A 24,800-nucleotide genomic window follows, 5' to 3' on the forward strand; every position below is an offset into this window, starting at 1 on the left:
GCACTGAAATGCCTGACCGTCATCGACGAATACACCCGCGAGTGCCTGGCGATTGATGTGGCCGGCTCGATCCGTTCGGCGCGGGTCGTGGAGGTTCTTTCCCGACTGATCAGCATCCACGGCGCGCCACAGGTCTTGCGGTCGGACAACGGGCCCGAGTTCGTGTCCTGCGCGCTACTGCGTTGGGCGGCCAGCCAGGATCTCGACATGGCGCTGATCGATCCCGGCAAGCCTTGGCAGAACGGGACGACCGAGAGCTTCAACGGCAAGTTTCGGGATGAGTGCCTGTCGATGGAGTGGTTCCGCCATCGGCTCGAGGCCAAGGTCGTCATCGAGCAATGGCGTCAGCACTACAATGAGGTTCGCCCGCATTCGAGCCTGGGTAACCAGACGCCAGCGGCGTTCAAAAAAGCCCGTTTATCAACCACCCAACCGGAGGCCGTTCTCCAGGAATAAGTGGTCCGAAGAAGTCAGGCAGGTCACGGCGACCAGAGCATTACCCGTAATTCCAGTGATTGCGTCACTGGTAATGGGTGGAATTCCCCCCGTTAGCTCTGGTACTCTCCCGCCCTTTTATGACAAGGGTTTCAGAATGGCTGACAGGGGAGGCGCCTTCGCGGTGGGGCAGTGGGTGCGTTCGTTCTTACTGGATACGCGAAGTGTTGCCATAGTCGTGGGGGCGCTGCTGATTGCCAGTGGCCTTTGGGACGTGGCAGCAAGTGGCCGCTATGCAATGGGCGGGGCTTTAGGAACCGTCCGGCTGGATAGGCTTACTGGGCAACTCGTTGTGTGCAAGGCTGAGCAAGGACCGGGCGGGGAGTATTCCGTGGATTGCGCCCCTCAATCCAAACGCTAGCCCCTGCGGAGAGCACTACAGGTCTCGGCTGGCCGGTGACGTAGGCGCCGGTCTTGCGGATGCTCGGCAGGACTTCCTTGGTCACGAAGTCTTGGAAGGGCTTGGCGGTGGCCTTATCGCTCCGCATGATGAGCTTGTAGAGGCCCGACTCGGAGATGATGTTGGTAGGGCCTCCGCGCGAGGAGTGCAGTTGTTCTTGATCGAGCCCGGCAAACCAAACCAGAACGCTTACATCGAGTCGTTCAACGGACGCTTCCGCGACGAGTGCCTCAACGAGCATTGGTTCACCAGCCTGCGCCATGCCCAGGTGGTCATCGAACGCTGGCGCCGCGAATATAACGAGGAGCGACCGAAGAAGTCTCTGGGCGGCCTGCCGCCTATGCCGAATCACTCACCCGGAAATCAGCTACATTACCCCCGGACTCTAAAGCTCACTGCTACTGAAAACGGGGGGACGTCGGGTGGATGCCTTGGAAGGAGTGCAAGCGATGGAAGCTAAAGAGTGGCTGGCGCAATTTGACGACGCCACGCCACGCAACGAAGTGAAGACGCGCCTCACAGACAGGGAATATGAGGCGCTACAACTAATCAAACGCACATATGAGCTTGAGAGCGACTCCCGAGCGCTGCGGAAAGTGGCGAGGAATGGCCTGTTCGGGGTATCCGGTGGGGGCTATCGGGTTCCGTAAAAACAGGGGATCAGGGACAGGTACAGGTGCTAATAAGAATCATTATAGAAAACTAAAGAGGCCCCGAAGGGCCCCTGCTGGCGCTGCTCTAATTGACCGGGATTCCGGCTATTTGCCAAGTCCTACGCTGCCAGCCTGTCTAGAAGGTTCTTCACGCTGGTCTTGTGCCATGTCCCGCCCCTTGGAGTCTCGTAGCCGCCCCCGTTGAGGGCCTCCGCCAGCGCCCCTAGAGATACCCTCCCTTGGGCCCTGAAGGCTTCCACCACGGGGCGCAGCATCTCGGCGTGATCTTGGGCCTTCGCCTTCACCGCTTCCACGCCTGCCGCATTGCCCTTGCCAGCCCTCAGAAGCGCCGCTGCCCCGTTGGGGTTCCCTAGCTTGGTTCCTCGCGCCTTGGCCGCTTGTAGGGCCTCCTTGGTGCGCTTGGAGATGGCCTCCCGCTCTTGCTGCGCCACAAGGGCCATGATTCCGACCGTGAGATTGTCAGCCGCTGGCATGTCTGCCGCGAGGAACCTAACGCCGGAGTCCCTCAAGGTGAGCAGGAAGGCAGCGTTACGGGAAAGACGGTCTAGCTTGGCAATAACGAGAGTCGCGCCTGTGGCCTTGGCTTGGTGAAGGGCCTTCTGTAGCTCCGGGCGGGCGTTGTTCTTCCCTGACTCCACTTCTGTGAAGGAGGCAATCACGATGGCCCCAGCCCGTGCCGCGCACCCTGCAATGGCCGCTTGCTGGGCCTCAAGCCCTAGGCCGCTGCTGCCCTGCTTCGCAGTCGAGACACGATGATAGGCGACGAGTTTGGATGTCATGGCGGGGCCTCTTCGGGGCGGGTATAGATTCGTCTAACGAGCGTTAGGGGTTTTTATACCACGATCAAGGAGAGGCGAGCAATGCAGCAAGGCGAGGCGGAGCGAGGGCTCTGGGGGCGGGGCTTCCTCCCTGTTGCAGCGGCATCAGCGCAGGACGCAGGCCCTACAAAGCTCGTCGTTCCGGTGCGTCACAGCGGCCCGGCAGGTGCCAAGCAAGGCCCCCCCACGGGGGATAATCGCAGGGCGAGCAGAAGGGATAGACCCCTCACAAATTTTCGTCAGTTTTCCCCCGCCTCGGCCTTGAAGGGGTAGCTGATGCGCTCCAGAGCCTCCCGCTTGGTATTAAGGTCAGCGCCAGAGGAGTAGAGGCCAAAGGTCATCGTCGGCTTCTCATGGCCGAGAATGTCAGCCGCTACCCCTTCAGGGACTCCCGCATTCTCTAGGAGGGTCGCCACCGTCGAGCGGAAGGAGTGGAAGGTATGCTGACTGCTGAAGCCCTCCGCCGCCTTCAGGCGCCCGAACCGTTTGCCGATGGCGTTTGACCTCCCCTCGTACTTATTGAAAGTAAGCCCGGACAGAAGATAGCCGTCTTTTGATTCTTTCTTCAGGCGTTCTACCAAGGGGGCAATCACGGAATGAATGGGCACGCTGCGGGTGCCTGCCTCGGTCTTGTCGTCCTCGATCCAGAAGGCGCCATCCCGAACTTGGGCGGTCTTCAGCGAGCAAAGGGACTCGATGCGGGCGCCGGTGTAGGCCCCCAGCATGATGAGGTCCGCTAGTTGGGTGTCTCGCTTGGCGTTCTTGGCAGTCCCCACAGGGCGGGCCCGTGCGGCTTCCCATAGCTTGACTACATCGGCGGCGTCGTACGCGAAATTGGTAGCCTTCTTGCCCTTCTTCTTCGGGGCGGCCTCGATAACGCCCGCGAAGGGCTCGGCGTCCTTACTCACGGCGTCGTACCGCTGAAGGTACTTCCAGTAATTCCGGCAAAAGGAGAGGATGCGCTTGACTGAGGAAAGCTTGGCGCCTCGGGCTTCGAGCTTATCAACCCAGCGCCTCACTGCCCCTTTATTGATGCTCTCAAGGGTCGAGAACTCGGCAATGAGTAGGCTGACATCCTTGACCATCTGGTCCTTGGTCTTAGGAGCAAGCTTTATCTGAGCCTTCCACGCCTCGAAGTATTCGCTGCTGGGAGTGGCTGCGCCAGTAGCTACCACCACGAATTCTTGGGCAGCGGTAAGCCCTTTGGCTTCCTCCACCTTTTCGGCCTCGTCGGTTAAGACGTGCTCGAAAATCTCCCGCGCATCCTCGTCGGGGGCCTGTGCAAGTGACACCCTCCAGCGTAGCGCCTCGGTGGAGACAGCATTGGTAGAGCCCCTCGCCTGCCTTATCTGGGCCTTCCAAGAAGCGATGAAGGGGGCAGCGAGGAGCCCGGCCTCTCTCTTGTTGGTTGTGCCCATCGACTTCCTGAAGCGTACCTTGCCTAGGGCCTGCTGTACGTCTTTGGGAACTAGGAGAGTGGCGCACCAAACACCATCCGGGCGACGGTCTAGGTTCATGGTCTTTTATCTCGGGTTCGAATCACATTAACCCCAAGATTAACCCTACAATTAACCCTACGTCAAACGCAAAACGTCCTTATTTCTCAATGACTACGAGGGGTTAGATGCCCTTTAACGGAAAGTCCCGCCCTCTCCGCCAAGAACAATCAGAGGCCCTTCGGGGCCTTTGTCGTTTCTGCGCAGTTTCCACGCGCCATCGCTCGCACCTCCCACAGCGGCACTGCAGAAAAGCCCCTCAGCGCGGCGCCAGACTCTGTAATCCTTCGATACAAGCCCTTACAAACCACCGTCAGCGACGCTCACGGATGGTGCGTTAATGCTCCTGAAACACGCTTCTTCAGGAGAGAAGGTCATGAAAAACGTCTGGATCCCCGCACTGATCACCTCGCTGCTCGTCAGTGCCAACGCCTTTGCCGATCCTTACTGGGATCGCGGTTATGGCGAGCCGTATGGCCATCATCCGCATCATGAGCGCTTCTATGAAGTTCAAGAGCCGGTCGTGGTTTATCAAGGGCCTCCCGTGGTCTATCAACCGGCGCCGCGCGTCATCTATCAGGAGCGCATCATCTACCGCGACCGCCCGGTCCCTGTGTACGCTGCCCCGGTCGAGCCGCGCTATTACCAGGAGCAGACCCGCGTCTATCAGGCGCCGCCCCCCTATAACGGTAACCGCGTCATCGGCCAGGCGTTGGGCGCAGTGGCGGGAGGCATCCTCGGTAATCAGGTCGGCGCAGGGAATGGTCGCGTAGCCGCGACGGCGGTCGGCGCCGTCGTCGGCTCGATGGTCGGCGGCAACCTGAGCGAGTAGCCGCGCACCCCGCCCCCGCAAGATACAGCGCACCACGGGCCGGCAAGGCGCCGCCCGTGATACCGTCAGCACATTGGCGCTTCGGCGCCCCGTGATGCTAAGACGCCGTGACCTCTGACGCACTCCTCCTCGTTCTGGCCATTCATGCGGTCGCCCTGATTTCGCCGGGGCCGGACTTCGCCGTCGTGACGCGACTAAGCGTCATCGGCGGCCGGCGTGGCGGGCTATGGGCGGCGGCCGGCGTTGCCACCGCCATCGGCGTTTATGTATTGACCTGTGCGCTCGGGCTGTCACTGCTGCTCGCCGCGCTGCCCGGACTCTCGCGCGTGCTCTCTATCGCCGGGGCGATTTACCTCGCCTGGCTTGGGGTGCAATGTCTTCGCTCGCGTGGCGAATTGCCGGCGACGGGGGCGAAAACCCGGAGCGGTCGTGCCTTCATCACGGGTTTCTTCACCAATCTGCTCAATCCGAAGGCGATGCTCTACTTCGGATCGATTCTTTCGCAGACGCTGGCGCCCGGCCTGTCGGCCAGCGACACGGCCTTGCTGTGGACCTTGATGGTCGGCGAATCCTTCCTCTGGTTCGCCCTGCTGGCGCTGCTCTTCTCGTCCGAGCGCCTGCTTGGCTGGCTGCGCGTGCATCTGCGCTGGTTCGATCGCGCCGTTGGCGTCGTCCTCCTCGGACTCGCCGCCAAGCTCGCCTCCCGCGCCGCCTGACGCCTGCGCCTGCCCCGCCTGATTCCAGCCATTCTCGCTTGATCGATATTCCCGCGCGGGCAATATCGATATAGGGATCGCTTCGTTCGGGATTCGCCACCCGAATGCTAATTTCGCTGCCAATTCAGGGAGTCACCGTTTCCAGCAGCGATATCCGAGGCGGGTCTGCCCCCCGATGCCATAACAAATAACGGGGCAAGGCGTGATTGAAATCGACAACATCAGCAAGCACTACGTCGTCGACGGCGTGGCCATTCCGGCGATCTCCGGAATCAGCCTGCGCGTCGAAGCGGGCGAAGTGTTCGGCATCATCGGCGTCTCCGGTGCCGGCAAAAGCACGCTCGTCCGCACGCTGAATCTGCTCGAACGGCCGGACAGCGGGCGTATCCGAGTCGACGGCAGCGACATCACCACGCTTTCCAAGGATCAGCTGCTGCGCTACCGACGCAAGACCGGGATGATCTTTCAGCATTTCAACCTGATCAGCGCCAAGACCGTCGGCGAAAACATCCGCTTTCCGCTCAAGCTGGCCGGCGAATACACGCGCGCCGAGATGGACCGGCGGGTCGATGAACTGCTCGATCTCGTCGAACTCGGCGGCCACCGCGACAAATATCCGGCGCAACTCTCCGGCGGGCAGAAACAGCGCGTCGGCATCGCGCGCGCACTCGCCAACCACCCGAAACTGCTGCTCTGCGACGAAGCCACCTCAGCGCTCGATCCGCAAACGACGCAGTCGATCCTCTCCCTGCTGCTCGATATCAACCGCCGCTTCGGTCTGACCATCGTCCTCATCACGCATGAAATGGACGTCATCCGCCGCATCTGCGACCGCGTCGCCGTGCTCGACCGCGGCGTGCTCGTCGAAGAAGGCGTTGTCGCCGACGTCCTGCTGCATCCGCAGCACGAAATAACCCGCGCGCTGGTGCAGGAAAGCTGCCCCAGCGCGACGACCGGCCAGCGTCTCGGTCTCTCCGGGCCGCTCTTCCGTCTGACGTTTCTCGGCGCCGTCACCTACCAGCCGATCCTGCAAAGCATTTCAGCGGCGCTCGATGTTGGTTTCAACATCGTCGAGGGCGTTGTTGGGCGGATCAAGGAGACGCCCTACGGCCAGATCACCGTACAGGCGCTTGGCGACGCCGCCGACCCGGCGCGCATCGCCGCCGCCTTTGGCGAACACGCCGTCCGTTGCGAGGCATTACCGTCATGAACGCGTCGACCTTCAACCTCTTTGCCTCGCTCGACTGGTCCGATATCGGCATGGCGACGCTCGAAACGTTGACGATGGTCGGCGGCTCGCTGCTGTTTACCGTCCTGCTCGGACTACCGCTGGGCGTCGTGCTTTTCCTCACCGGCCCGCGCCAACCGCTCGAGCACGCCCGCCTCTACGCAGCGCTGTCGCTGCTCGTCAATCTGATCCGCTCGACGCCTTTCGTGATCCTGCTGATCATCCTGATCCCGGTGACGGTGACGCTGATCGGCACCTCCATCGGCGTTCCCGGCGCCATTCCGCCACTCGTCATCGGCGCCACGCCGTTCTTTGCCCGACTCGTTGAGAACGTCTTGCGCGAAGTGGATCGCGGCATCATCGAAGCCAGCCAGGCCATGGGCGCCACCCTGCCGCAAATCGTCTTCGGCGCCCTCTTGCCGGAGACCTTCCCCGGCCTCCTCGCCGCCATCACCGTCACCGCCATCACGCTGGTTTCGTACGCCGCGATGTCGGGCGTCATTGGTGGCGGCGGCCTCGGCGACCTCGCCATACGCTTTGGCTATCAGCGCTTCCAGAGCGACGTGATGTTCGTCACCGTCGCCGTCCTTCTCCTGCTCGTGCAGGCACTCCAGGTGTTTGGAGATCGCCTGGTGCAGCGCTTTTCCCACAAATAGATCGTCCGCCGGAAACGGGAGCTCACGCATGTCGCCATTTCGATGTTAACCCGCGCGCGAGCCCGCCTCGCGCGTCGTCACGCACCGATCTCTTTTCCCAAAGGAACGATCATGAAACGTCAATTCACGCCCCTCTTCGCGGCCATTTTTGCCTTCGCCGCCTTCTCGGCGCAAGCCGACACGAAACTGAGCGTCGCCGCCACCGCCGTGCCGCACGCGGAGATTCTCGAACACGTCAAGCCGACGCTGGCCAAGGAAGGCGTCACGCTCGACATCAAGGTATTCACCGACTACGTGCAACCGAACGTGCAGGTGGCCGAGAAAAAAATCGACGTGAACTACTTCCAGCACAAGCCTTACCTCGACGAGTTCAACAAGAACAAGGGAACGCACCTCGTCTCGGTCGCCGCCGTGCACGTCGAGCCCTACGGCGCCTATTCGCGCAAGTTCAAGAAAATCGGCGATCTGCCGTCCGGCGCCACCATCGCCATTCCGAACGACCCGTCCAACGCTGGCCGGGCGCTCGTGCTGCTTGAGCAAAACGGGCTGATCAAGCTCAAGGACTCGCACAACATCCTGTCGACGGTCAAGGACATCACCGAGAACAAGAAGGAATTCAAGTTCAAGGAACTCGAAGCCGCGACGCTGCCGCGCGTACTCGATCAAGTCGATCTGGCCCTGATCAACACCAACTACGCGCTCGAAGCCAAGCTCGTGCCGACGCGCGATGCGCTCTTCATCGAAAGCGCCAACTCGCCCTACGCCAATCTGATCGTCGCCCGTCCTGACAACAAGGACGCACCGGCCGTCAAGAAGCTCGTCTCGGCCCTGCAAAGCGAAGACGTGAAGCAATTCATCGAAACCAAATACAAGGGCGCCGTCGTTCCCGCCTTCTGATTACGCCGCGCTCTTTAACTATCTGGAGAAATCCCCATGACGCGTTTGAAAACCATCGCCCTTGCCGTTTCCACCCTCGGTCTCGTCGCCACCACGGCGCCGGCCTTCGGTGGCGAAGTCGAAGACCTGAAAGCCGCCCTGAAGAAACTCACCGAGCGACTCGACCAACTGGAAACGCAGCAGAAAACCCAGGCCGCGACGCAAGCGGCGGCGCCCGCAGCGCTCCCCGCCAACGTCGTCACCGCCGGCGACATCCCCGGCTCGATCAAGATTCCGGGAACGGAAACCTCGCTGAAGGTATATGGTTACGCACAGTTCGACGCGACCTACGACTTGAAGAGCCGCGGCACCGACCCGGACAACAATGACTGGGCCTCTTTCGTTGCCGTGCAGCCTCTTACCAAGACAGCCGATGGCAAGCGCAAGGATCAGTTGTACGCGACTGCACGCACTTCGCGTATCGGCCTCGAAACGAGCACGCCGACCGAGAACGGCATCCTGCACACGAAGATCGAGGGTGACTTCAACGCACCGAATGCTTACTCCGGCGAGACGCTGACGAACTCCGTCCTGTTCCGTCTGCGCCACGCTTACGGCGAACTCGGCAACTTCCTCGTTGGCCAGACCTGGTCGAACTTCAGCGACTTGGGCTCCTACGTCGACTCGGTCGACTTCAACGGCGTCGGCACCGTCCCGTTCGTCCGTCAGGCGCAGGTCCGCTACACCTTCCCGCTTGGCAGCAGCTCGAAGCTCGCGCTGTCGGTCGAAAACTCGCAAGCCGACCCGGCCAACGACGGCGCGGCCAGCCACTTCGACAAGACCCCCGACTTCATCGCCAACTTCACCACGACGGGCGACTGGGGCCACTTCTCGCTGCGTGGCGTCGCACAACAGTACCGCAACGATGCCCACACCAAGCAAGCCTGGGGTCTCGGCGCTGGCGGCAGCCTGAAGTTCGGCAAGGACACGCTGGTCGCGCAGATCAACGGTGGCAACGGGATTGGCCGTTACACGCTGAACTCCGCCTACCAGCGCGCCTACGACGACGGCAGCTCGATCCACTTGTGGAAGGCAGTCGGTGCTCATGTCGGCTACACCCACGTCTGGAACTCGACGGTGCGCTCCAACCTGATCCTCGCACACACGAAGTTCACCGGCGACAGCACGACCGAGGCGCTGACCGACAATGCCACAGGCGGCCTGGCGGTCAACAAGAAGATCGACGAAGCCCTGATCAATACCTTCTGGGGCGTCGCCAAGAATACGGAAGTCGGTCTCGAGTACGCCTACGGCAAGCGCACAACCTTCGCCGGCGACACGGGCACGCAGAACCGTATCAACGCGACGATCCACTACAACCTGTTCTAACCCGGCATGACCGACGCCTGCGCAGATACGGCAGGCGTCAGCGAAGCCCCCGGCGGATCAGCAGACCGCCGGGGGCTTCTGCTTTCAGGCGAGGCGCCGCGAGACCAAGCTCGCCAGCACATCCAGCGCCGAGCAGATGACGAAGTAGATCGCGCCGACGAAGAGGAATATCTCCGCCGGGTAGATCATCAGCCGGCTATTGACCTGCGCCGCAACAAACGAAAGCTCCGGCACGCCAACGATGTACGCCAGCGACGAATCCTTGATCAGCGACACCCACTGATTGATGAACGACGGCAGCATCATGCGCAAGGACTGCGGCAGGATGATGTAGCGCAGCACCTGCACCCGGCTCAGGCCCAAGGCCAGCCCGGCGTCCCACTGCGCACGGCGAATCCCGGCAATACCGGCATAAACCGCATGCGCCAGATACGCGCCGCCAATCAAGGACAGCGCGCAGGCCACCGACAGCAGCCCCGGAACGTCGATCCCCAGCGCCACCGGCAGCAGAAAATACGTCCAGAAAATAAGCATCAGCACCGGGATCGCCCGGAAAAATCCGAGGACCAGCACCAGCAGCCGATGCACATTGCCCGTCGCCAGCGCCAGCGCAATACCGAGCAGCAAACCGAGAGCGCCGGCCGCCACCGACGAAACGACACTGAGCACCAGCGTCAGCGCCGCCCCGCCCAACGGCCCCTCCGGGAAAGCGCCCCACAGCAGATACGGCAGGTTGTCGACAATGATCTGAAAATTCATGCCGTCTTCCCCATCGCCCGGGCTTTCGCCCGCTGCTGCCAGGCCCAGCACTGGCCGACCGCCTCGATCACGGCAATCACCAGGATGTAGAACAGCGTCGCAATCGCAAAGGCCTGAAAGGTCTTGAAGGTTTCACTCTCCACCTGACGCGAGGCGTACGACAACTCCACCAGCCCGATCGCCATGGCGAGAGACGAGTTCTTGACGATGTTCATGTACTGCCCGAGCAGCGGCGGCAGGGCGATGCGCAGCGCCTGCGGCAGCACCACATAACGGAAAATCGGCCACGGCTGCATGCCCAGCGCCTCGGCGGACAGCCGCTGGTGATCGGGTACGCCGCGCAAGCCGGCGCGGATTTCCTCGACGACGAAAGCCGTCGAATACGCCGTCAGCCCAAGCGTAGCGACCAGGCACTCGAACGACGGCCAGGAGAGTTCGACGCCGCCCACACTCAGCACATGCGGGCTGTTCAACCACAACATCGCGTCGTCCGACAGCAAGCCGGGCAGGCCGAAGTACCAGAAAAAGAGCTGTACCAGGAGCGGCGTGTTACGGAACAGCGCGACGTAGGTCGCCACGAGCAGCGTCACCACGCGCACGCCACTGATCCGCAACAAGGCCAGCAGGAAGCCGAGCAAGGTCGACGCGACGGCGACCGCGAGCGATACCCGCACCGTCATGTCCAGGCCATCGACCAGCCAGAGAACGTACTGCGTGGCGAGCGGCTCGCCAAAAAGAGAAGTCACGGTCATAAAAAAGATGCGGGCGCCGGCCACACCCCGGTGGCACAGCGCCCGCCGTCATCACGGAACGAACGTAGAAAAATCAAGCGACGGACGGGTCGGCACACACCCCGTCAAACACTATAAGACGGAGACGCCACCGCCGTCGACGCCGCGCCCGGGCGATGCCACGACGACTCTCGCCGCCGCCTTTGCCACCGAGACACCGAGACATACGTCGCGGCGGTGAGCTACTGCCAGTTATTTGTCCCGAATATGCGCGTCACCGATCTTGAAGAGGCGGGGCAACGGCGACTTGCTTTGCGGGCCGAACCACTTGTCGTAGATCTTCTGCGCCGTGCCGTTCTTTTCCAGCTCGCGCAGCCAATCATTGATGGTTGCCGTCAGGCGCGCTTCGCCCTTCGGAATGCCGGCGCCTTCGAGTTCTTCGGAGATGGCGAAGGGCGGAATTTCGTACTTTTCCTTGTCCGGCAGTGCGGCGAGCAGCGGCACCAGTTTGGCACCATCCTGCGTGATCGCCTGCACGTTACCGTTACGCAGCGCGGTCAGCGCGAACGGCGTGTCGTCGTAGGAGATGACCTTGGCCGTCGGGTACTTCTCACGCAGCGTCGTCTCCATCGTCGTGCCCTTGTCGGCACCGATGCGCCAATCCTTCAGCTGATCGGCGCTCTTCAGCGTGCCCTTTTTCGCCAGGAATTGCTGGCCGGACGCGAAGTACGGGATGCTGAAGTCGATGACTTTGGCGCGTTCTTCGGTGATGGTGAAGTTGGCGAAAACCACGTCGACCTTGCCCGAGGTCAGCAGTGGCACGCGGTTGGCCGGGTTGGTCGGCACCAGCTCGACCTTGACGCCCAGCTTCTTGCCGAGTTCGAGCGCGTAATCGACGTCGAGACCGATGATCTTGTGGGTTTTCTCGTCGACAAAGCCAAACGGCGGGTTGGCGTCGAAGGCGGCGACGCGCAGCACGCCCGCCTTGCGGATATCGTCCAGTTTGTCAGCGTGGGCAAGCCCAGAGACCAGCGCCAGTCCAACGAATGCGGCCAAAGCGTGTAATTTCATCTCACAAATCCTTCATTGATAGAGTTACGCACGGGAGAAGAAGGCTAGCAAAGGAGCGCCCGTCGCCTAACGAAGAAGAGCTGATTATCTTATAGCGCCCCCGGCACGGGAAAGGCGCCACCGGCAACCGGGGCATCGCACCGGCCTAAGCTTCCCTCGTCTCGCCACGCACGCCCTGCCGCCGGGGTACGCCGGCGACCGCAAAAGCGTCACGTCGCCGGTTATAATTTGTCCCCTTTCATCCCCGAGCGAATCGCGATGTCCCAAGCCGTCCGTCATAGCCGCCTGCTGATCCTAGGTTCCGGCCCCGCCGGCTACACCGCTGCGGTTTACGCCGCCCGCGCCAACCTGAAGCCTCTGCTGATTACCGGCATCGCGCAGGGTGGCCAGCTGATGACCACCACCGAAGTCGATAACTGGCCGGCCGACGCCAACGGCGTGCAAGGCCCGGAGCTGATGCAGCGCTTTGAAGAACACGCGCGCCGCTTCGATACTGAAATCGTCTTCGATCACATCCACACCGCGCGCCTCACCGAGCGGCCGTTCACGCTGGTCGGCGATTCGGGCACCTACACCTGCGACGCGCTGATCATCGCCACCGGCGCCTCGGCGCAATACCTCGGCCTGCCGTCGGAAACCGAATTCCAGGGGCGCGGCGTCTCCGCCTGCGCTACCTGCGACGGCTTCTTCTACCGCAACAAGCCGGTGGCCATCGTCGGCGGCGGCAATACGGCGGTGGAAGAAGCGCTCTACCTTGCCAACATCGCCAGCCATGTCACCGTGATCCATCGCCGCGAACGCTTCCGCGCCGAGAAGATCATGCAGGACAAGCTGTTTGAGAAAGAACGCGCGGGCAAGGTGACGATCCGCTGGAACACGACACTCGACGAAGTTCAGGGCGACGCCAGCGGCGTCACCGGTATTCGTCTGCGCGACGTGAACACCGGCGCCACCGACGATCTGGCGCTCACCGGCGTCTTCATCGCCATCGGCCACAAGCCGAATACCGAGTTATTCGCGGGCCAACTGGCGCTCGACGAAGCCGGTTATCTGATCACACAGGCGGGCCGCGAAGGCAACGCCACGGCCACCTCGATCGAAGGTGTCTTCGCCGCCGGTGACGTGCAGGACCACGTTTACCGTCAAGCCTGCACCTCGGCGGCCACCGGCTGCATGGCGGCACTGGATGCCGAGCGCTATCTCGACCGTCTCGCCATCGCCGGCTAAGCGGGGGGCATCGCCACGCCGCCGCGCTCCCTTGCCACACGTGAACGGAGGCAGCGGCTCCGCGCCTCCGGAATGCTCAATTCAGGGAGAGCCGAGGCGGCTTCACCGCCCGCCACGTCCATGCGAGCGTGCACCTGGCCGACGCCGCCGCTGCCACGCCCATCACTCATGAGCACGCCGCCGCCTGACGACGCCACTGACGCGGACGACGCGCGGCAAGCCTGGCTCGACGCGATCAGGGACGCCACGCCATTGCTGCCGCCCAACCGCGTCAGCTTCGAGCCGCCCAAACCACGCCCACGGCCTCGTCAACGCGAACTTGATGAGCGCGCCGTCATCCGCGAGGCGATGCAGACGCCGCTCGACAGCGACGAGTGGTTCGACGCCGGCTCCGCCGACGCTTTTCTGCGCAACGGCGTTTCGCGCATGACGCTGCGCGATCTGCGGCGAGGCCGCTGGGCGATCCAGGGTCATCTCGACCTGCATGGCTACACCCGGCACGAGGCCCAGGAGGAAGTCGAACGGTTCATCGACAGCGCCCTCGGCGCCGGCCAGCGCTGCATCCGCATCGTGCATGGTCGCGGCCTGGGCTCGCCGGGACGCGAAGGCGTGCTGCGCACGCTCGTCAAAAGCTGGCTGGCGAGGCGCCGCGACGTACTCGCCTTCTGCCACGCGCCGCCGCGTGACGGCGGCGAAGGAGCGCTCTGGATACTGCTGCGCACGCAGCGCAACGACAGCCGCAGCACCGCCCGCTGAGCAGGCCGAGCGTGCTACACGTGCCGAGCCTGCCCGGCACTGGCGAGCGACGCGGCAAGAGCCTTGTCGAGCGAATTGACCATGTAAAACGCCGGCCCAGGATAGCTCGCCAGCGCCTCGGTCTGCGTAGCCGCCAGCGCCGAAACTACGGTGTAGCCCTGACGCTGCCAGAACTCACGCGACCCCTGCACCGACACCAGTGAAGAGTGCGACAGGCCCGCCGCCATGGCGCACGCCAGCGCGTGCCGGACCAACGCGCCGGCAACGCCCAGCCCCGCCACTCGCGGCGACACGGCAAGGTCATGCAGATACAGGTTGTACGCGTCGTGCTGGGGCGCGAACGGGGCGCCAAGCGGCGTGATCTTGCCCAAGGGGGAGCGGTAGCCGAAGAGGTAGGCGCAGACGCCCATCTCGTTTACGGCCACCCAGGTCCAGCCGGCGGAAGCTGTCAGCCGCTCACGATAGAGCGCCTCAGGCTCGTTCATCTCCGGAGGGTAGCACTGTGACTGGATGTCCAGTACCACCGGCATGTCGGCCGGCTGCATCGGACGAATCACATTAATTGCGGGCAGCGTCCGATGCGAAGGCAACTGCGGCGCGGTCAATCAGACAGCCGCTTCGTCGGTCTCGCCGGTACGAATGCGCACAACCTGCTCGACCGGCGTTACGAAAATTTTGCCGTCGCCAATCTTGCCGGTGCGCGCGGCCTTGATGATCGCCTCGATGGCGCTATCGACGACGCTGTCGGTAACAACGATTTCAATCTTGATCTTGGGCAGGAAATCAACGACATATTCCGCCCCGCGATACAGCTCGGTATGCCCCTTTTGCCGACCGAAGCCCTTCACTTCACTCACCGTCAGACCGGCAACGCCGATCTCCGACAAGGCTTCGCGTACTTCGTCGAGTTTGAAAGGCTTAATCACCGCTTCGATTTTTTTCATCATTCCCTCTTCCTGAAAACCCGCAAACCAATGCCTGGAATCGTATCAGAAAACCATTTCGCGGACGGACGCGCCACCGACTGAACACGCAGAGCCGCTCCCCGCCCGATCGCACTCAGACGGTGTCGCGATAGCGATTGGTGATCGGATAACGCCAATCCTTGCCAAAACCGCGCGGCGTGATGCGGATGCCGACCGGCGACTGGCGACGCTTGTATTCGCTGATGCGCAGCAAGCGGACGACGCGCTGCACGTCGGCCTCGGCATAGCCGCGCGCAATGATGTCGCGCGGTGACTGATCGTTTTCCATGTACGCCTCGACGATGGCATCGAGCACGTCGTAGGGCGGCAAACTGTCCTGATCGGTCTGGTTGGGCCGCAACTCGGCCGACGGCGCACGCGTGATGATGCGCTCCGGAATCACCGGCCCGCCCGGCTGCGCGTTGCGCCAGGCCGACAGCCGATAGACCACTGTCTTGGCGATATCCTTGATCACGGCGAAGCCGCCGGCCATGTCGCCGTACAAGGTGCAATAGCCGACCGCCATCTCGGATTTGTTGCCGGTCGTCAGCACCAGCGCACCGGAGCGGTTCGACAGCGCCATCAGGATCAGGCCGCGTATGCGCGCCTGCACGTTTTCTTCCGTCGTGTCCTGCGCGCCAGCCGTATCGAGTACCGGCGCCAGCAGGCCGGCGAACGTCTGCATCGCCTCGGCAATCGGCACGCTGTCGTAGCGGACCCCGAGCGTCTGCGCCATCGCCGCCGCGTCGTCGAGGCTGATCTGCGCTGTATAAGGCGACGGCATCATCACCGCGCGCACGCGCTCGGGCCCGAGCGCGTCGACGGCAATTGCCAGCGTGAGCGCAGAGTCGATACCGCCGGAGAGACCGATGATGGCGCTGGCAAACCCGCTCTTCCCCAGGTAATCGCGCACGCCCAGCACGAGCGCGCCGTACACCTCGGCCTCCGGCGACAACACAGGCGCGCATTCGCCGGGCAGGAAATCAGCCTCACACCATTCGACCAGCAGCAAGGCCTCGGTAAACGAGGCAGCCGCTGCGCAGACGCGGCCTGCACGGTCGACTGCAAACGACGCGCCGTCGAACACCAGCTCGTCCTGGCCACCAACGAGATTGGCGTAAAGCACGGGCAAGCCGCTGACGGCGACGCGCTCGCGCAACACCTCGACGCGGCGCCCCGACTTACCGACGCTGTAAGGCGAAGCGTTAAGCACCAGCAATAATTCGGCACCGGCATCGCGCGCCGATTCGGCAGCCCCCGCCGACCAGACATCCTCGCAAATGTTGATACCGCAACGCACGCCGCCAATCGTCACCACGCAAGGCAAATCGCCGGGCGTGAAATAGCGCTGTTCGTCAAAGACGTTGTAATTCGGCAGTCGCTGCTTGCAATACGTCGCCAGACGCCGCCCGCCTGCCAGCACGGTGGCGGCGTTGTAGCAGCGGCCATCGCGCCACAGCGGGTGGCCGACGAGCACGGCAAAACCGTCTTCCGGCAACTGCCCCGCCGGCGTGGGCGCAAGATCGGCCAGACGCTGCGCCAGCGCGTCGAGTTCGTGATCGCAGGCGCGCAAAAAATCGGGGCGCAGCAGCAGGTCTTCTGGCGGATAGCCGGACAAGGCCAGCTCCGGCGTCAGCACCAGCGACGCTCCCGCCGCACGGGCACGCGCCGCAAAATCGGCGATGCGTGCCGCATTGCCGGCAAGATCGCCGACAACGGCATTCATCTGGGCAATGGCAAGGGTCAGCGACATGGGGGCAGCCATTCAAAAAAACAAAAAACGTGCCAGCCAGACGCTGGCAACGAAAAACACGGGTCGAAAAAACGGGGAGCCAGCCTTTCGCACGCGCAAACCTTCACGATGCTCCGGCCGACTCCCCTGCCGCTAATGACGGCCACGAGCGCGATCAGCGATCACCCCCGGCGCGCACTCACTCGGCGGCGCTGCTCAGCGATTCCTCATAGCGATGAACGCCTTGCATGATTTCCTTCTTGGCCTCTTCGACCTCGAACCAGCCTTGAACCTTGACGAACTTGCCCGGCTCGAGATCCTTGTAATGCTCGAAGAAGTGCGAAATCTGATCCAGCTGGATCTGCGGCAGTTCGCGCGGGCTGTTGATGTGGCGGTACATGCGCGACAGCTTGTCGACCGGCACGGCGAGCACCTTGGCGTCAGCGCCGGCTTCGTCTTCCATCGCCAGCATGCCGATCGGGCGGCAACGCACGACGACGCCGGGCGGCAGCGAGAACTGACAGACCACCAGCACGTCCACCGGATCACCGTCACCGGCGATGGTGTTCGGGATGTAGCCATAGTTGCACGGGTAGTGCATGGCGGTGGACATGAAACGGTCGACGAAAATCGCCCCGCTCTCCTTGTCGACCTCGTACTTGATCGGGTCGGAACGCATCGGGATTTCGATGATGACGTTGAAATCGTTCGGCAAGGACTTGCCGGCGGGAACGTTATTCAGAGCCATTATTAAGCTTTCTCTCCAGGATGGGCGGGTGGGCGATTATAACGTCGGTGCCCGTCTCGCGAGCGCAGGCGCGCGCGCAAAAAACGCATTTGCCTCCCCGCTCGTTGCCGCTCGCGCCCGCTTGCGCGAAGATGCGCGCTCCTGACGCACCCGCTGGCCTTCCCGACCGCAGTTTTTTGGCGCAAGGCACTACGTCGCCGCGCACCGCCTTCCCTCGTGCCACCACCATGACCGACCGTTTACCGCCGCTGCCGCATGACATAGAACACGCCACGCAGGGCGAAGCCGTGCCGGGCGAGTCCCCGTTCGCAAACAGCGCCCCTCTCGCCGGCGACACCGGCGACTGGCCGACCTCGGCGGGCGTACCGGGCACGGGATATCGGCTGATCCACGTCGACGCCTCGATCATCGTCGCCGACAAGGCGAGCGGGCTGCTGTCGATGCCCGGACGCGGCCCGGAAAAGCACGACAGTTTTTCCGTACGGCTACAGCGCGAATTCAGCGACGCGCTGATGGTCCACCGGCTCGACATGAATACCTCCGGACTGCTCGTCGTCGGCCGCGGCGCCGAGATGCACAGCCGCCTCAGCCGGTTTTTCCGCGAACGGCGCGTCGACAAGGAATACGTCGCGCTCGTCGACGGCTGCCCCGAACCGGGCAGCGGCGAAATCTGCCTGCCGCTTGCCGCCGACCGCGACAACCGGCCGCGCCACCGTGTCGATCTCGCCCATGGCAAACCCTCCACCACGCGCTACTGGCGCGTCGACTACGACAGCGTCGCCGACATCAGCCGCATGGCCCTGCGCCCGCTGACCGGGCGCTCGCACCAGTTGCGCGTGCACATGCAATCGCTCGGTCACCCGATTCTCGGCGACGCCCTCTACGCAAGCCCTGCCGCCCAAGCGAAAGCGCCACGCCTGTGCCTGCATGCAACGCGTCTGGCCTTCATCCACCCGGAGCACGGTGGCTGGGTCGAGTTTCACTGTCCGGCGCCTTTCTGAGCGCCCCGGCTCAAAAATCCTCCGCCAGCCGCCAATAGCGTGCGAAGCGCGGCTGTCCCGACGACGTCAGTTCCGTGTAGCGGTAGCTGACGCGTGCGCCACGCGGTGGCGGGTCTTGCCGTAACGCAGCGCTCAGACCGCTGCCCAGACGCAGGCGACGCCCATCCGCGCGTTCGACGATCAGGGCGCCGACGGCTCCCTGCCAACGCCCTTTTCCCGGCACATAGCCAACAACCGTCGCCTCGTCGTCGCGGAGCGGCTTGAGTTTGAGTAAAGCCTCACTGCGCCCTGTCAGGTACGGCGCATCGGCGCGATGCAGGACCAAGCCCTCGCCGCCCGCAGCGACAACGGCCGCCAGATGCCGCGACAGACTCGCGTGGTCCGCCACACGAAACTGCTCCACCACTGACAGCCAGGGAACACCGGCACCGGCCACGTCGGCCCGCAGACGTTCCAGACGCTGCGTGAAATCCAGCCCGCCCTCGGTCGATGCCGCGTCGCTGGCCGGCGGCCTCTCGAACAGCCGGTACTGCACACGCCGCCACTCGTCGTCGAGCGGCCGTTCGCGACGCACGGTGGCCGACACCGCGTCGAATTCGCCGCGCCCGATCCACAACTCGCCATCGAGCGGATGCGCCGGCAAAGCGGCGACGAACCACGCCGGAGCAGCGATCAGCCGGCCACTGCGAAAACGCAGTCGCTGCCCGTCCCAGAAGGCGCGTACGCCGTCGAGTTTCTCGCTGACCCAATACGCAACCGGATCGAGCGATGGCCGATACACGGCGGCCAGCAATACGGGCGGCGGCACCGGCTCGGCGGCCACGCTGGCAACGGTCGCTGCCGCCACGCTGGGCGTCAGCAGCGCCGAGACGAGCAAAGCCATAGAGAGCGTTTCGGACAGGTTTTCGCGCATGGGCGGTGGCATGACTCCTCCTGAAAATGACGGTAGTGGAACGCGGGACCGCCGCCATTTTACGCATAAGTCATATTTTTACAGCGCCTGCACCGTGCCAACACGACCACCTCGACGACGCGCCACCAGCGCTGGCCGGTGATAGCATGGCGCCCGCCCCGGCCGCGCCTCGCCGCCCACTTCATCGCCACCACCCATGCGCACGCATTTTTCTCGTCCGCCCCTCACCGTCGCTCTGGAAGACCGCGATTACCCGGAATGGCGGCGTGGCCGCGAACGCTATGGCATCTGGATGATCGACGCGGATACGGCGCCGGTGCGCGAGCGCGTCGCGCAGGCACGGCAAACGCTCGACGGGTTGTTCACCCCACACCGACGCCTCGCCCACATCACGCTCTTCATCTGCGGCTTCATCAACGAACCGGCGCAGCTTGACGACGATTTCGACAGCGCCATGCTGGCGCGCCAACGCACGCAACTCGCCAACGCCCGGATCGCGCCGTTCACCCTGCACATCGGCGGCATCGACAGCTTTGATTCGGCGGCGTTTCTGCACGTTACCGACCGCGCCGGCGGACTGCGGCGAATCCGGGCAGCGCTGACCGTCGGGCAAACGGAAGTCTGCCCAGGCCGCTATACGCCGCACCTGACGGTTGGGCTGTATCGGGCGGCGTTTGCCAAGCGCGAGGTGCGCCAGCGCATGGCACCGCTGGCGACACTGCCACCGCTCGACCTGACGGTACGCGATATCGTCTTTGCCGGCTACGCGGCCAAAGAACTGGACGGCCCGCTTGAAGTGATCGAGCGCCTGCCCCTCGGCGACTAGGGCCAGACCGCCTTGTTCGGCGAAGTCCGTTGCGGTGGCAGCGGAATCGGCCCGGCCGCCGCACTGCGCAGACAACGCGCCATGATTTCCGCCGCCTCGCCAATGCGCGGGCCGGGACGCGACAGCACATCGGCCTCTTCTTCGCTGAACCAGCACACGCGCTGATCGCGCACGGCGCGAATGCGCTGCCAGCCGGCGCGCTTGGGCACGCCCATTGCGGAACGGCGCACCATCATCATCACCTGCGGATCGGCGCGCAGAATGAACTCCGGCGACAGGCGCGGAAAGAACCCCAGATTCGGCGGCACGATATTGCGTACGCCAAAGCGCGCCAAGGACTCACCGATGAACGACGCCTCGCCGGCGGCGAACAGCGAACTGTCGAATTCGTAGTAGAACGAAACGCCACGCATCGACGCCGGCACGGTACGCCCGGCGCGATCGATACGCGTATCGATCGTCCGCCAGGCGGCTTCCGGGTCGGGCAGCGCCAACATGCGCCCCAGCAAGGCCAACGCGCGGCGAATGTCCGCCTGTGTACGCAGATCGAGCATCAACACCTTGACCCCCGCCGCCTCCAGCCGCTCGGCCAAACGCGGCACATAGGAAGTAAGGACGATATCGGGCTTGAGGGCAACCAGGGCCGACAGATCGGGATTGGTGATCTCGCCCAGCTTGCTGACCCGCTGCAAGGCCTGCGGATAGTCGGAATAGCGGTCGGTGCCAACGATCCGCGAGCAGGCGCCAAGCACGCAGACGGATTCGCTGAGCGAAGGCACCAGGCTGACGATGCGCTGCGGTGCCTCAGGCAGGCGAACGATGCTACCCCGATCATCCTTGAGGACGATCTCGGCCAGCGCCAGTGCTGGCGCCAGCACGAGCGCGCAGAAGGCAGCCGCCAGCACGCGCCGTGCGCAGCACGCCCGTGCGGTCGCCCACCGCTTCACCCCTGCCGGTCCTGAAACGCCCTGTACACCCACCGTGGCACCCCTGCGCCCAACTCGTGCGCCCAACGCCTGCAAACATTCCTGCGCCAATCGCCCTGCCCGCTGTCGCGGACACCCGCCCCACGAAGCCCTGCACGCCCGTATCTACTATTTCTTGCCGGCGCGCCCCTGTGCAAATCCCACAAGTGAATCTTGCGCGCAAAAATAGGCCGGCATCATAGCCCCGGAGACGCCCGCCGGCAAAGCAAAGGACTCCTTGCTTGACCGCCTGCGGAGCAAACGGTTTAATGCCCCAGCCTTTTTTGTGCCGCCGTTGCCGGGCAGTGGCACTCATCCTTTCCTGTCCGCTGCCGTGGAGCCCGTATGGAACCGAAAGACACCACCCCCAACGAGGACTACAAGGGCTTCACCAACGCCACCTGCCCCTTCTATCCCTGTCACAGCGGCGTCAAGCGCGAGTTCAACTGTCTGTTCTGCTATTGCCCGCTGATCGCCTACGAGTGTCCGGGGCAGTACAAGGTGTTCACCAGCAAGAATGGCGTCGTGCGCAAGGACTGTACCGATTGCTCCCTGCCGCACGACGGCTATCGGCAATCGTGGAATTTCATCCAGAAGTGGGTCGAGCGTCCCGTCATCTGGTCGGGCAAGGCGCAAACGCGCCCGCTCGCTCCGCGCCCCGAAGCGGCCAACCCCGAGCCGGACGCCTCCCTGCCGTCGTGAGCGTCGGCAGCCCTCCTTCCGAAGCTACTGAAAACACCTGCCCGGTCGACGTACTCGTCATCGGCGGCGGTGTCGCCGGCTTATGTGCAGCACTTGAGGCCGCCGCAGCGGGCGCTTGCGTCCATCTGCTGGAAGCCGCCCCGCGCCCGCTGCGCGGCGGGAATGCCCGCCACTCGCGCAACCTGCGCCAGGCCAACGTTCACGAAACCCCCTGGCAACGCGACCACTATCCGGTCGCCGACTTTCGCGCCGAATTGCTCGCGGCCACGGGCCACAGTAGCAGCGTCGGCAGCTGCGGCGACATCGAAGACTCCGCCAGCACGGCATTGCTGGTCGACACGCTCGTTGCCGGTTCGAGCGAACTGGCCGACTGGCTGATGGCGCACGGTGTCGCCTTGCAGCCGACCGCCGGCGGCCTCATCCCCTGGTCGCGCAAAACCGTCTTTTTTCTCGGCGGCGGCAAGGCGATGGTCAACGCCCTCTACGCTGCCGCCGACACCGCCGGCATCCACGTCACCTACGACTGCCGCGTGCCGTCCCTCCCGCTTGAGCCGGCGCGCCCGACCACGTCGCCAGCAGCCAGCGGACCGATGAGTGAGCGGGAAGAATCGGCCACCTGCGCACCCGGTGCGCCCGACGCACGCTTTGCGATCATCGCCGAAACACCGCGCGGCCCACGCCGTTTCAGCGCCCGCGCCGTTGTCGTCGCCAGTGGCGGCTACCCCGCCAATCGCGACTGGCTGGCCGAACGCTGGGGAGACGCCGCCCGCCATTTCGCCAATCGCGGTAGCCCCTATCTGCGTGGCGAACTGCTGCACGCCCTCCTCGCTCAAGGTGCGCAGCCGGTCGGCGTTGCCGGCGATTGCCATCTCGTCGCCGTCGACGCGCGCGCGCCGCAGGACGACGCCGGCATCGTCAGCCGCGTTGACGGCATGCCGCTCGGCATCGTCGTCAACCGTGACGGACAGCGCGTTTGCGACGAAGGCGAGGACATCGGGCCGATCCGTTTTTCGCACTGGGGGCAACGCCTCGCGCACCTTCCCGGCCAACTGGCCTGGCTGCTTCTCGACGCCGACGGGCTCGCCGCCCTGCCGGCGCTGCTCTGCCCGCCGGTCATGGCGCCGACACTGGAAGCGCTCGCTGCCCGCACAGAGATCGACGGCGACGCGCTTATCCGCACCGTTGCCACCTTTAACGACGCCTTGGCCGCCGCGCGGGCCAACGGCGACGAGCGCGCCACTCCGCCCGGCCAACCCAGCCGGCGCGTGCATGACAAACCGCCGATCCGGCCGCTCTTGCGCGCCCCCTTTGCCGCCATCCCGATGCAGCCCGGGGTGAGCTTCACCTGCTTTGGCGTCGCCGTCGACGCGGCGGCGCGGCTGCGCCGCGACGATGGCAGCGTGTGTTCCGCGCTCTTCGCCGCCGGCATGATCATGGCGCCCGCCATCCTCGGCAGCGCCTACCTGTCGGGCGCAGCGCTGACCATCAGTGCGGTGTTTGGCCGGATTGCCGGGCGGAATGCGGCGGCCGTCGCACTTCCCCGCCCGAACGCCGCTGCCACCTTGCCCGCGGGCGCCACCGCACCAGCGCCGCTCCCCGGCAACAGCCCGCCATGACGCCAGCCGCAAACGATACAGCCGCTCCCGGGCGCTTCGGGCCGTCACCGGCGCGCACCGCCCTCGCCGCCATCCCGCTCGTGATCGACGGGAGTGAGATGGGCAAACGGGCAAAGGCCGGCAAGGAGGCCAAGGCAACCATAACCGACGAAGCGCGGCGCACGCTGGCGCTGTGCAACGTGTGCGGCTACTGCACCGGCTACTGCGACGTCTTTGCCGCCGCCGAGCGGCGACCGGCGCTCGCTGACGGCGATCTCGCGCATCTGGCGCACCTCTGCCACAACTGCCGCTCCTGCTATTACGCCTGCCAGTACGCGCCGCCGCACGAATTCGCCATCAACGTGCCGGCGACGCTGGCTCGGCTGCGCGCCGCCGACTACCGGGCACGTGCTTGGCCATGGGCGCCGTCAACGCCTGCTCTGGGTGCGCTGGTCGTCGCCTGCCTGCTCGGCGTGCCGGCGCTCACGCTGGTGGCGGTGCCGGCCGATACTCTCTTTGCTGCACATCGCGGCCCGGGCGCCTTCTACGCCATCGTCCCCCAGAACCTGATGAGCGGCGGCGCCGCACTCGCCTTCGGCAGCGCCGCGCTGCTGATTGTCGCCGGGGTCGTGCGTTTCTGGCGCCAGAGCGCGCGCACGGCCCCCATGCCCACGGCCAGCGCCGGCACCGCCTTGCCGCGCGCACTCGCCGACATCGCTACGCTGCGCAACCTCGACGGCGGCGGCACCGGCTGCCACGAACGCGAGGACGCATCGGCGCGCGGTCGCCGCCACGCGCACCACGCGCTGTTCTACGGCTTCCTGCTCTGCCTCGCCTCGACCGCCAGCGGCGCCTTCCAGCACCATTTCCTCGGCCAGCCGGCGCCCTACCCGGTGCTCAGCGCGCCGGTGCTCCTCGGCAGCCTCGGCGGCGTCGCCATGCTCGCCGGTATTGCCGGACTGACGCGGCGCAAACGCCATGCCGACCCAGCGCCGACTGCCAGTGAAACCGAGCCGGCCAACCGCCTGCTGCTCGCCACGCTCGCCGCCATCGCTGCCAGCGGTCTGGCGCTGCTCGCGCTGCGCGACACGCCGGCGATGGGCATGAGCCTCGCGCTGCACTTGGGCAGCGTGCTCGGGCTGGCGCTGTCGATGCCCTTCGGCAAGTTCGTGCACGGCGCCTATCGCGGGGCGGCGCTGCTGCGTCAGGCGAGGGAAGACCGGTAGCTC

At 64.5% G+C, this 24,800-nt stretch carries 26 protein-coding genes and 1 pseudogene; 15 read left to right on the forward strand and 12 right to left on the reverse strand.

Annotated features, from left to right (window positions below):
* On the forward strand, window positions 1-456 hold a 456-nt coding region (locus GHK24_RS09150), incomplete at its 5' end, for an integrase core domain-containing protein (protein ID WP_153472469.1).
* A 314-nt stretch (window positions 457-770) separates the two neighbouring features.
* Here the strand turns inward: GHK24_RS09150 and GHK24_RS13900 are convergent.
* A complete protein-coding gene (locus GHK24_RS13900; protein ID WP_228384636.1) occupies window positions 771-1,136 on the reverse strand; it encodes a BRO-N domain-containing protein in 366 nt (121 codons plus the stop codon).
* Between GHK24_RS13900 and GHK24_RS13510 the strand changes: the two are divergent.
* A pseudogene (locus tag GHK24_RS13510) lies at window positions 1,017-1,355 on the forward strand (integrase core domain-containing protein); the annotation flags it as partial. The gene GHK24_RS13900 and the pseudogene GHK24_RS13510 overlap by 120 nt on opposite strands.
* A 312-nt stretch (window positions 1,356-1,667) precedes the next feature.
* Here the strand turns inward: GHK24_RS13510 and GHK24_RS09165 are convergent.
* Window positions 1,668-2,348, reverse strand: a complete 681-nt coding sequence (locus tag GHK24_RS09165; protein ID WP_153472472.1) for a recombinase family protein — start codon at window positions 2,346-2,348, stop codon at window positions 1,668-1,670.
* A 278-nt stretch (window positions 2,349-2,626) separates the two neighbouring features.
* Window positions 2,627-3,904, reverse strand: coding sequence for a tyrosine-type recombinase/integrase (locus GHK24_RS09170; RefSeq protein WP_153472474.1), 1,278 nt, complete (start codon window positions 3,902-3,904; stop codon window positions 2,627-2,629).
* Between the two features lie 355 nt (window positions 3,905-4,259).
* On the opposite strand from GHK24_RS09170, the gene GHK24_RS09175 reads away from it, so the two are divergent.
* The 6 genes from GHK24_RS09175 (at window position 4,260) to GHK24_RS09200 (ending at window position 9,580) form a co-directional block, all read left to right on the forward strand.
* Complete coding sequence (locus GHK24_RS09175; RefSeq protein WP_153472477.1) at window positions 4,260-4,715, forward strand: glycine zipper 2TM domain-containing protein; 456 nt, start codon at window positions 4,260-4,262, stop codon at window positions 4,713-4,715.
* A 107-nt stretch (window positions 4,716-4,822) separates the two neighbouring features.
* Window positions 4,823-5,431, forward strand: coding sequence for a LysE family transporter (locus tag GHK24_RS09180; RefSeq protein WP_153472479.1), 609 nt, complete (start codon window positions 4,823-4,825; stop codon window positions 5,429-5,431).
* Between the two features lie 202 nt (window positions 5,432-5,633).
* The gene (locus GHK24_RS09185; RefSeq protein ID WP_340666157.1) at window positions 5,634-6,641 is read left to right on the forward strand and encodes a methionine ABC transporter ATP-binding protein; all 1,008 of its coding nucleotides are present in this window, start codon (window positions 5,634-5,636) and stop codon (window positions 6,639-6,641) included.
* A complete protein-coding gene (locus GHK24_RS09190; RefSeq protein ID WP_153472481.1) occupies window positions 6,638-7,315 on the forward strand; it encodes a methionine ABC transporter permease in 678 nt (225 codons plus the stop codon). The genes GHK24_RS09185 and GHK24_RS09190 overlap by 4 nt, the downstream gene beginning before the upstream one ends.
* A 111-nt stretch (window positions 7,316-7,426) precedes the next feature.
* Complete coding sequence (locus GHK24_RS09195; protein ID WP_153472483.1) at window positions 7,427-8,212, forward strand: MetQ/NlpA family ABC transporter substrate-binding protein; 786 nt, start codon at window positions 7,427-7,429, stop codon at window positions 8,210-8,212.
* Window positions 8,213-8,248: 36 nt separating this feature from the next.
* A complete protein-coding gene (locus tag GHK24_RS09200) occupies window positions 8,249-9,580 on the forward strand; it encodes a DcaP family trimeric outer membrane transporter (RefSeq protein ID WP_153472485.1) in 1,332 nt (443 codons plus the stop codon).
* An 84-nt stretch (window positions 9,581-9,664) separates the two neighbouring features.
* On the opposite strand, the gene GHK24_RS09205 is transcribed toward GHK24_RS09200, so the two are convergent.
* From GHK24_RS09205 to GHK24_RS09215, 3 genes are all read right to left on the reverse strand, one after another.
* Window positions 9,665-10,339, reverse strand: a complete 675-nt coding sequence (locus tag GHK24_RS09205) for an amino acid ABC transporter permease (protein WP_153472487.1) — start codon at window positions 10,337-10,339, stop codon at window positions 9,665-9,667.
* A complete protein-coding gene (locus GHK24_RS09210; protein ID WP_153472489.1) occupies window positions 10,336-11,091 on the reverse strand; it encodes an amino acid ABC transporter permease in 756 nt (251 codons plus the stop codon). The genes GHK24_RS09205 and GHK24_RS09210 overlap by 4 nt, the downstream gene beginning before the upstream one ends.
* A gap of 231 nt (window positions 11,092-11,322) precedes the next feature.
* Window positions 11,323-12,141, reverse strand: coding sequence for an ABC transporter substrate-binding protein (locus GHK24_RS09215; RefSeq protein ID WP_153472491.1), 819 nt, complete (start codon window positions 12,139-12,141; stop codon window positions 11,323-11,325).
* A 258-nt stretch (window positions 12,142-12,399) separates the two neighbouring features.
* Here GHK24_RS09215 and trxB point away from each other — a divergent pair, with 258 nt between their 5' ends.
* Window positions 12,400-13,368 (forward strand): thioredoxin-disulfide reductase, encoded by a 969-nt coding sequence (trxB, locus tag GHK24_RS09220; RefSeq protein WP_153472493.1) that lies wholly within the window; start codon window positions 12,400-12,402, stop codon window positions 13,366-13,368.
* 168 nt (window positions 13,369-13,536) lie between these two features.
* Window positions 13,537-14,124: a Smr/MutS family protein gene (locus tag GHK24_RS09225; RefSeq protein ID WP_194286405.1), complete on the forward strand. Its 588-nt coding sequence runs from the start codon at window positions 13,537-13,539 to the stop codon at window positions 14,122-14,124.
* Between the two features lie 14 nt (window positions 14,125-14,138).
* Here the strand turns inward: GHK24_RS09225 and GHK24_RS09230 are convergent, their stop codons facing one another.
* From GHK24_RS09230 to ppa, 4 genes are all read right to left on the reverse strand, one after another.
* Window positions 14,139-14,669 carry a GNAT family N-acetyltransferase gene (locus GHK24_RS09230; RefSeq protein ID WP_153472497.1) on the reverse strand — a complete coding sequence of 177 codons (531 nt, stop codon included), beginning with the start codon at window positions 14,667-14,669 and terminating at the stop codon, window positions 14,139-14,141.
* Window positions 14,670-14,729: 60 nt separating this feature from the next.
* Window positions 14,730-15,068, reverse strand: a complete 339-nt coding sequence (locus tag GHK24_RS09235; protein ID WP_153472721.1) for a P-II family nitrogen regulator — start codon at window positions 15,066-15,068, stop codon at window positions 14,730-14,732.
* 115 nt (window positions 15,069-15,183) lie between these two features.
* The gene (locus GHK24_RS09240) at window positions 15,184-16,842 is read right to left on the reverse strand and encodes an NAD+ synthase (RefSeq protein WP_228384638.1); all 1,659 of its coding nucleotides are present in this window, start codon (window positions 16,840-16,842) and stop codon (window positions 15,184-15,186) included.
* Between the two features lie 178 nt (window positions 16,843-17,020).
* Window positions 17,021-17,569, reverse strand: coding sequence for an inorganic diphosphatase (gene ppa / locus GHK24_RS09245; RefSeq protein WP_153472501.1), 549 nt, complete (start codon window positions 17,567-17,569; stop codon window positions 17,021-17,023).
* 227 nt (window positions 17,570-17,796) lie between these two features.
* On the opposite strand from ppa, the gene GHK24_RS09250 reads away from it, so the two are divergent.
* Window positions 17,797-18,570, forward strand: a complete 774-nt coding sequence (locus GHK24_RS09250; protein WP_153472503.1) for an RluA family pseudouridine synthase — start codon at window positions 17,797-17,799, stop codon at window positions 18,568-18,570.
* Window positions 18,571-18,580: 10 nt separating this feature from the next.
* Here GHK24_RS09250 and GHK24_RS09255 read toward each other — a convergent pair whose 3' ends face one another.
* The gene (locus tag GHK24_RS09255) at window positions 18,581-19,495 is read right to left on the reverse strand and encodes a DNA ligase (protein ID WP_228384639.1); all 915 of its coding nucleotides are present in this window, start codon (window positions 19,493-19,495) and stop codon (window positions 18,581-18,583) included.
* 184 nt (window positions 19,496-19,679) lie between these two features.
* Here GHK24_RS09255 and GHK24_RS09260 point away from each other — a divergent pair, with 184 nt between their 5' ends.
* Window positions 19,680-20,309, forward strand: a complete 630-nt coding sequence (locus tag GHK24_RS09260; RefSeq protein WP_153472505.1) for a 2'-5' RNA ligase family protein — start codon at window positions 19,680-19,682, stop codon at window positions 20,307-20,309.
* Here GHK24_RS09260 and GHK24_RS09265 read toward each other — a convergent pair.
* Window positions 20,306-21,256 carry an ABC transporter substrate-binding protein gene (locus tag GHK24_RS09265; protein ID WP_340642780.1) on the reverse strand — a complete coding sequence of 317 codons (951 nt, stop codon included), beginning with the start codon at window positions 21,254-21,256 and terminating at the stop codon, window positions 20,306-20,308. The genes GHK24_RS09260 and GHK24_RS09265 overlap by 4 nt on opposite strands.
* Before the next feature lie 363 nt (window positions 21,257-21,619).
* Here GHK24_RS09265 and GHK24_RS09270 point away from each other — a divergent pair, with 363 nt between their 5' ends.
* From GHK24_RS09270 to tcuB, 3 genes are read left to right on the forward strand one after another with little or no spacing between them, the layout of a single operon-like run.
* A complete protein-coding gene (locus GHK24_RS09270; protein WP_153472509.1) occupies window positions 21,620-21,976 on the forward strand; it encodes a cysteine-rich small domain-containing protein in 357 nt (118 codons plus the stop codon).
* Window positions 21,973-23,592 (forward strand): FAD-dependent oxidoreductase, encoded by a 1,620-nt coding sequence (locus GHK24_RS09275; protein WP_340666158.1) that lies wholly within the window; start codon window positions 21,973-21,975, stop codon window positions 23,590-23,592. Before GHK24_RS09270 ends, GHK24_RS09275 begins: the two co-directional genes overlap by 4 nt.
* Entirely contained in the window at window positions 23,589-24,797 is a 1,209-nt protein-coding gene (gene tcuB, locus GHK24_RS09280) for a tricarballylate utilization 4Fe-4S protein TcuB (RefSeq protein WP_228384640.1), read from the forward strand. The genes GHK24_RS09275 and tcuB overlap by 4 nt, the downstream gene beginning before the upstream one ends.
* Window positions 24,798-24,800 lie beyond the last annotated feature (3 nt).

Origin of the sequence: Rhodocyclus gracilis, from assembly GCF_009617575.1 — a bacterium.
GTDB classification, from domain to species: Bacteria; Pseudomonadota; Gammaproteobacteria; order Burkholderiales; family Rhodocyclaceae; genus Rhodocyclus; species Rhodocyclus gracilis.

Bases quoted from the DNA above. Each gene is read 5' to 3' on its own strand.
- GHK24_RS13900 (WP_228384636.1), bottom strand. From the start codon at position 1,136: ATGCTCGTTGAGGCACTCGTCGCGGAAGCGTCCGTTGAACGACTCGAT.
- GHK24_RS09165 (WP_153472472.1), bottom strand. From the start codon at position 2,348: ATGACATCCAAACTCGTCGCCTATCATCGTGTCTCGACTGCGAAGCAG.
- GHK24_RS09170 (WP_153472474.1), bottom strand. From the start codon at position 3,904: ATGAACCTAGACCGTCGCCCGGATGGTGTTTGGTGCGCCACTCTCCTA.
- GHK24_RS09175 (WP_153472477.1), top strand. From the start codon at position 4,260: ATGAAAAACGTCTGGATCCCCGCACTGATCACCTCGCTGCTCGTCAGT.
- GHK24_RS09190 (WP_153472481.1), top strand. From the start codon at position 6,638: ATGAACGCGTCGACCTTCAACCTCTTTGCCTCGCTCGACTGGTCCGAT.
- GHK24_RS09195 (WP_153472483.1), top strand. From the start codon at position 7,427: ATGAAACGTCAATTCACGCCCCTCTTCGCGGCCATTTTTGCCTTCGCC.
- GHK24_RS09200 (WP_153472485.1), top strand. From the start codon at position 8,249: ATGACGCGTTTGAAAACCATCGCCCTTGCCGTTTCCACCCTCGGTCTC.
- GHK24_RS09205 (WP_153472487.1), bottom strand. From the start codon at position 10,339: ATGAATTTTCAGATCATTGTCGACAACCTGCCGTATCTGCTGTGGGGC.
- GHK24_RS09210 (WP_153472489.1), bottom strand. From the start codon at position 11,091: ATGACCGTGACTTCTCTTTTTGGCGAGCCGCTCGCCACGCAGTACGTT.
- GHK24_RS09215 (WP_153472491.1), bottom strand. From the start codon at position 12,141: ATGAAATTACACGCTTTGGCCGCATTCGTTGGACTGGCGCTGGTCTCT.
- trxB (WP_153472493.1), top strand. From the start codon at position 12,400: ATGTCCCAAGCCGTCCGTCATAGCCGCCTGCTGATCCTAGGTTCCGGC.
- GHK24_RS09225 (WP_194286405.1), top strand. From the start codon at position 13,537: ATGAGCACGCCGCCGCCTGACGACGCCACTGACGCGGACGACGCGCGG.
- GHK24_RS09230 (WP_153472497.1), bottom strand. From the start codon at position 14,669: ATGCAGCCGGCCGACATGCCGGTGGTACTGGACATCCAGTCACAGTGC.
- GHK24_RS09235 (WP_153472721.1), bottom strand. From the start codon at position 15,068: ATGAAAAAAATCGAAGCGGTGATTAAGCCTTTCAAACTCGACGAAGTA.
- GHK24_RS09240 (WP_228384638.1), bottom strand. From the start codon at position 16,842: ATGTCGCTGACCCTTGCCATTGCCCAGATGAATGCCGTTGTCGGCGAT.
- ppa (WP_153472501.1), bottom strand. From the start codon at position 17,569: ATGGCTCTGAATAACGTTCCCGCCGGCAAGTCCTTGCCGAACGATTTC.
- GHK24_RS09250 (WP_153472503.1), top strand. From the start codon at position 17,797: ATGACCGACCGTTTACCGCCGCTGCCGCATGACATAGAACACGCCACG.
- GHK24_RS09255 (WP_228384639.1), bottom strand. From the start codon at position 19,495: ATGCCACCGCCCATGCGCGAAAACCTGTCCGAAACGCTCTCTATGGCT.
- GHK24_RS09260 (WP_153472505.1), top strand. From the start codon at position 19,680: ATGCGCACGCATTTTTCTCGTCCGCCCCTCACCGTCGCTCTGGAAGAC.
- GHK24_RS09270 (WP_153472509.1), top strand. From the start codon at position 21,620: ATGGAACCGAAAGACACCACCCCCAACGAGGACTACAAGGGCTTCACC.
- tcuB (WP_228384640.1), top strand. From the start codon at position 23,589: ATGACGCCAGCCGCAAACGATACAGCCGCTCCCGGGCGCTTCGGGCCG.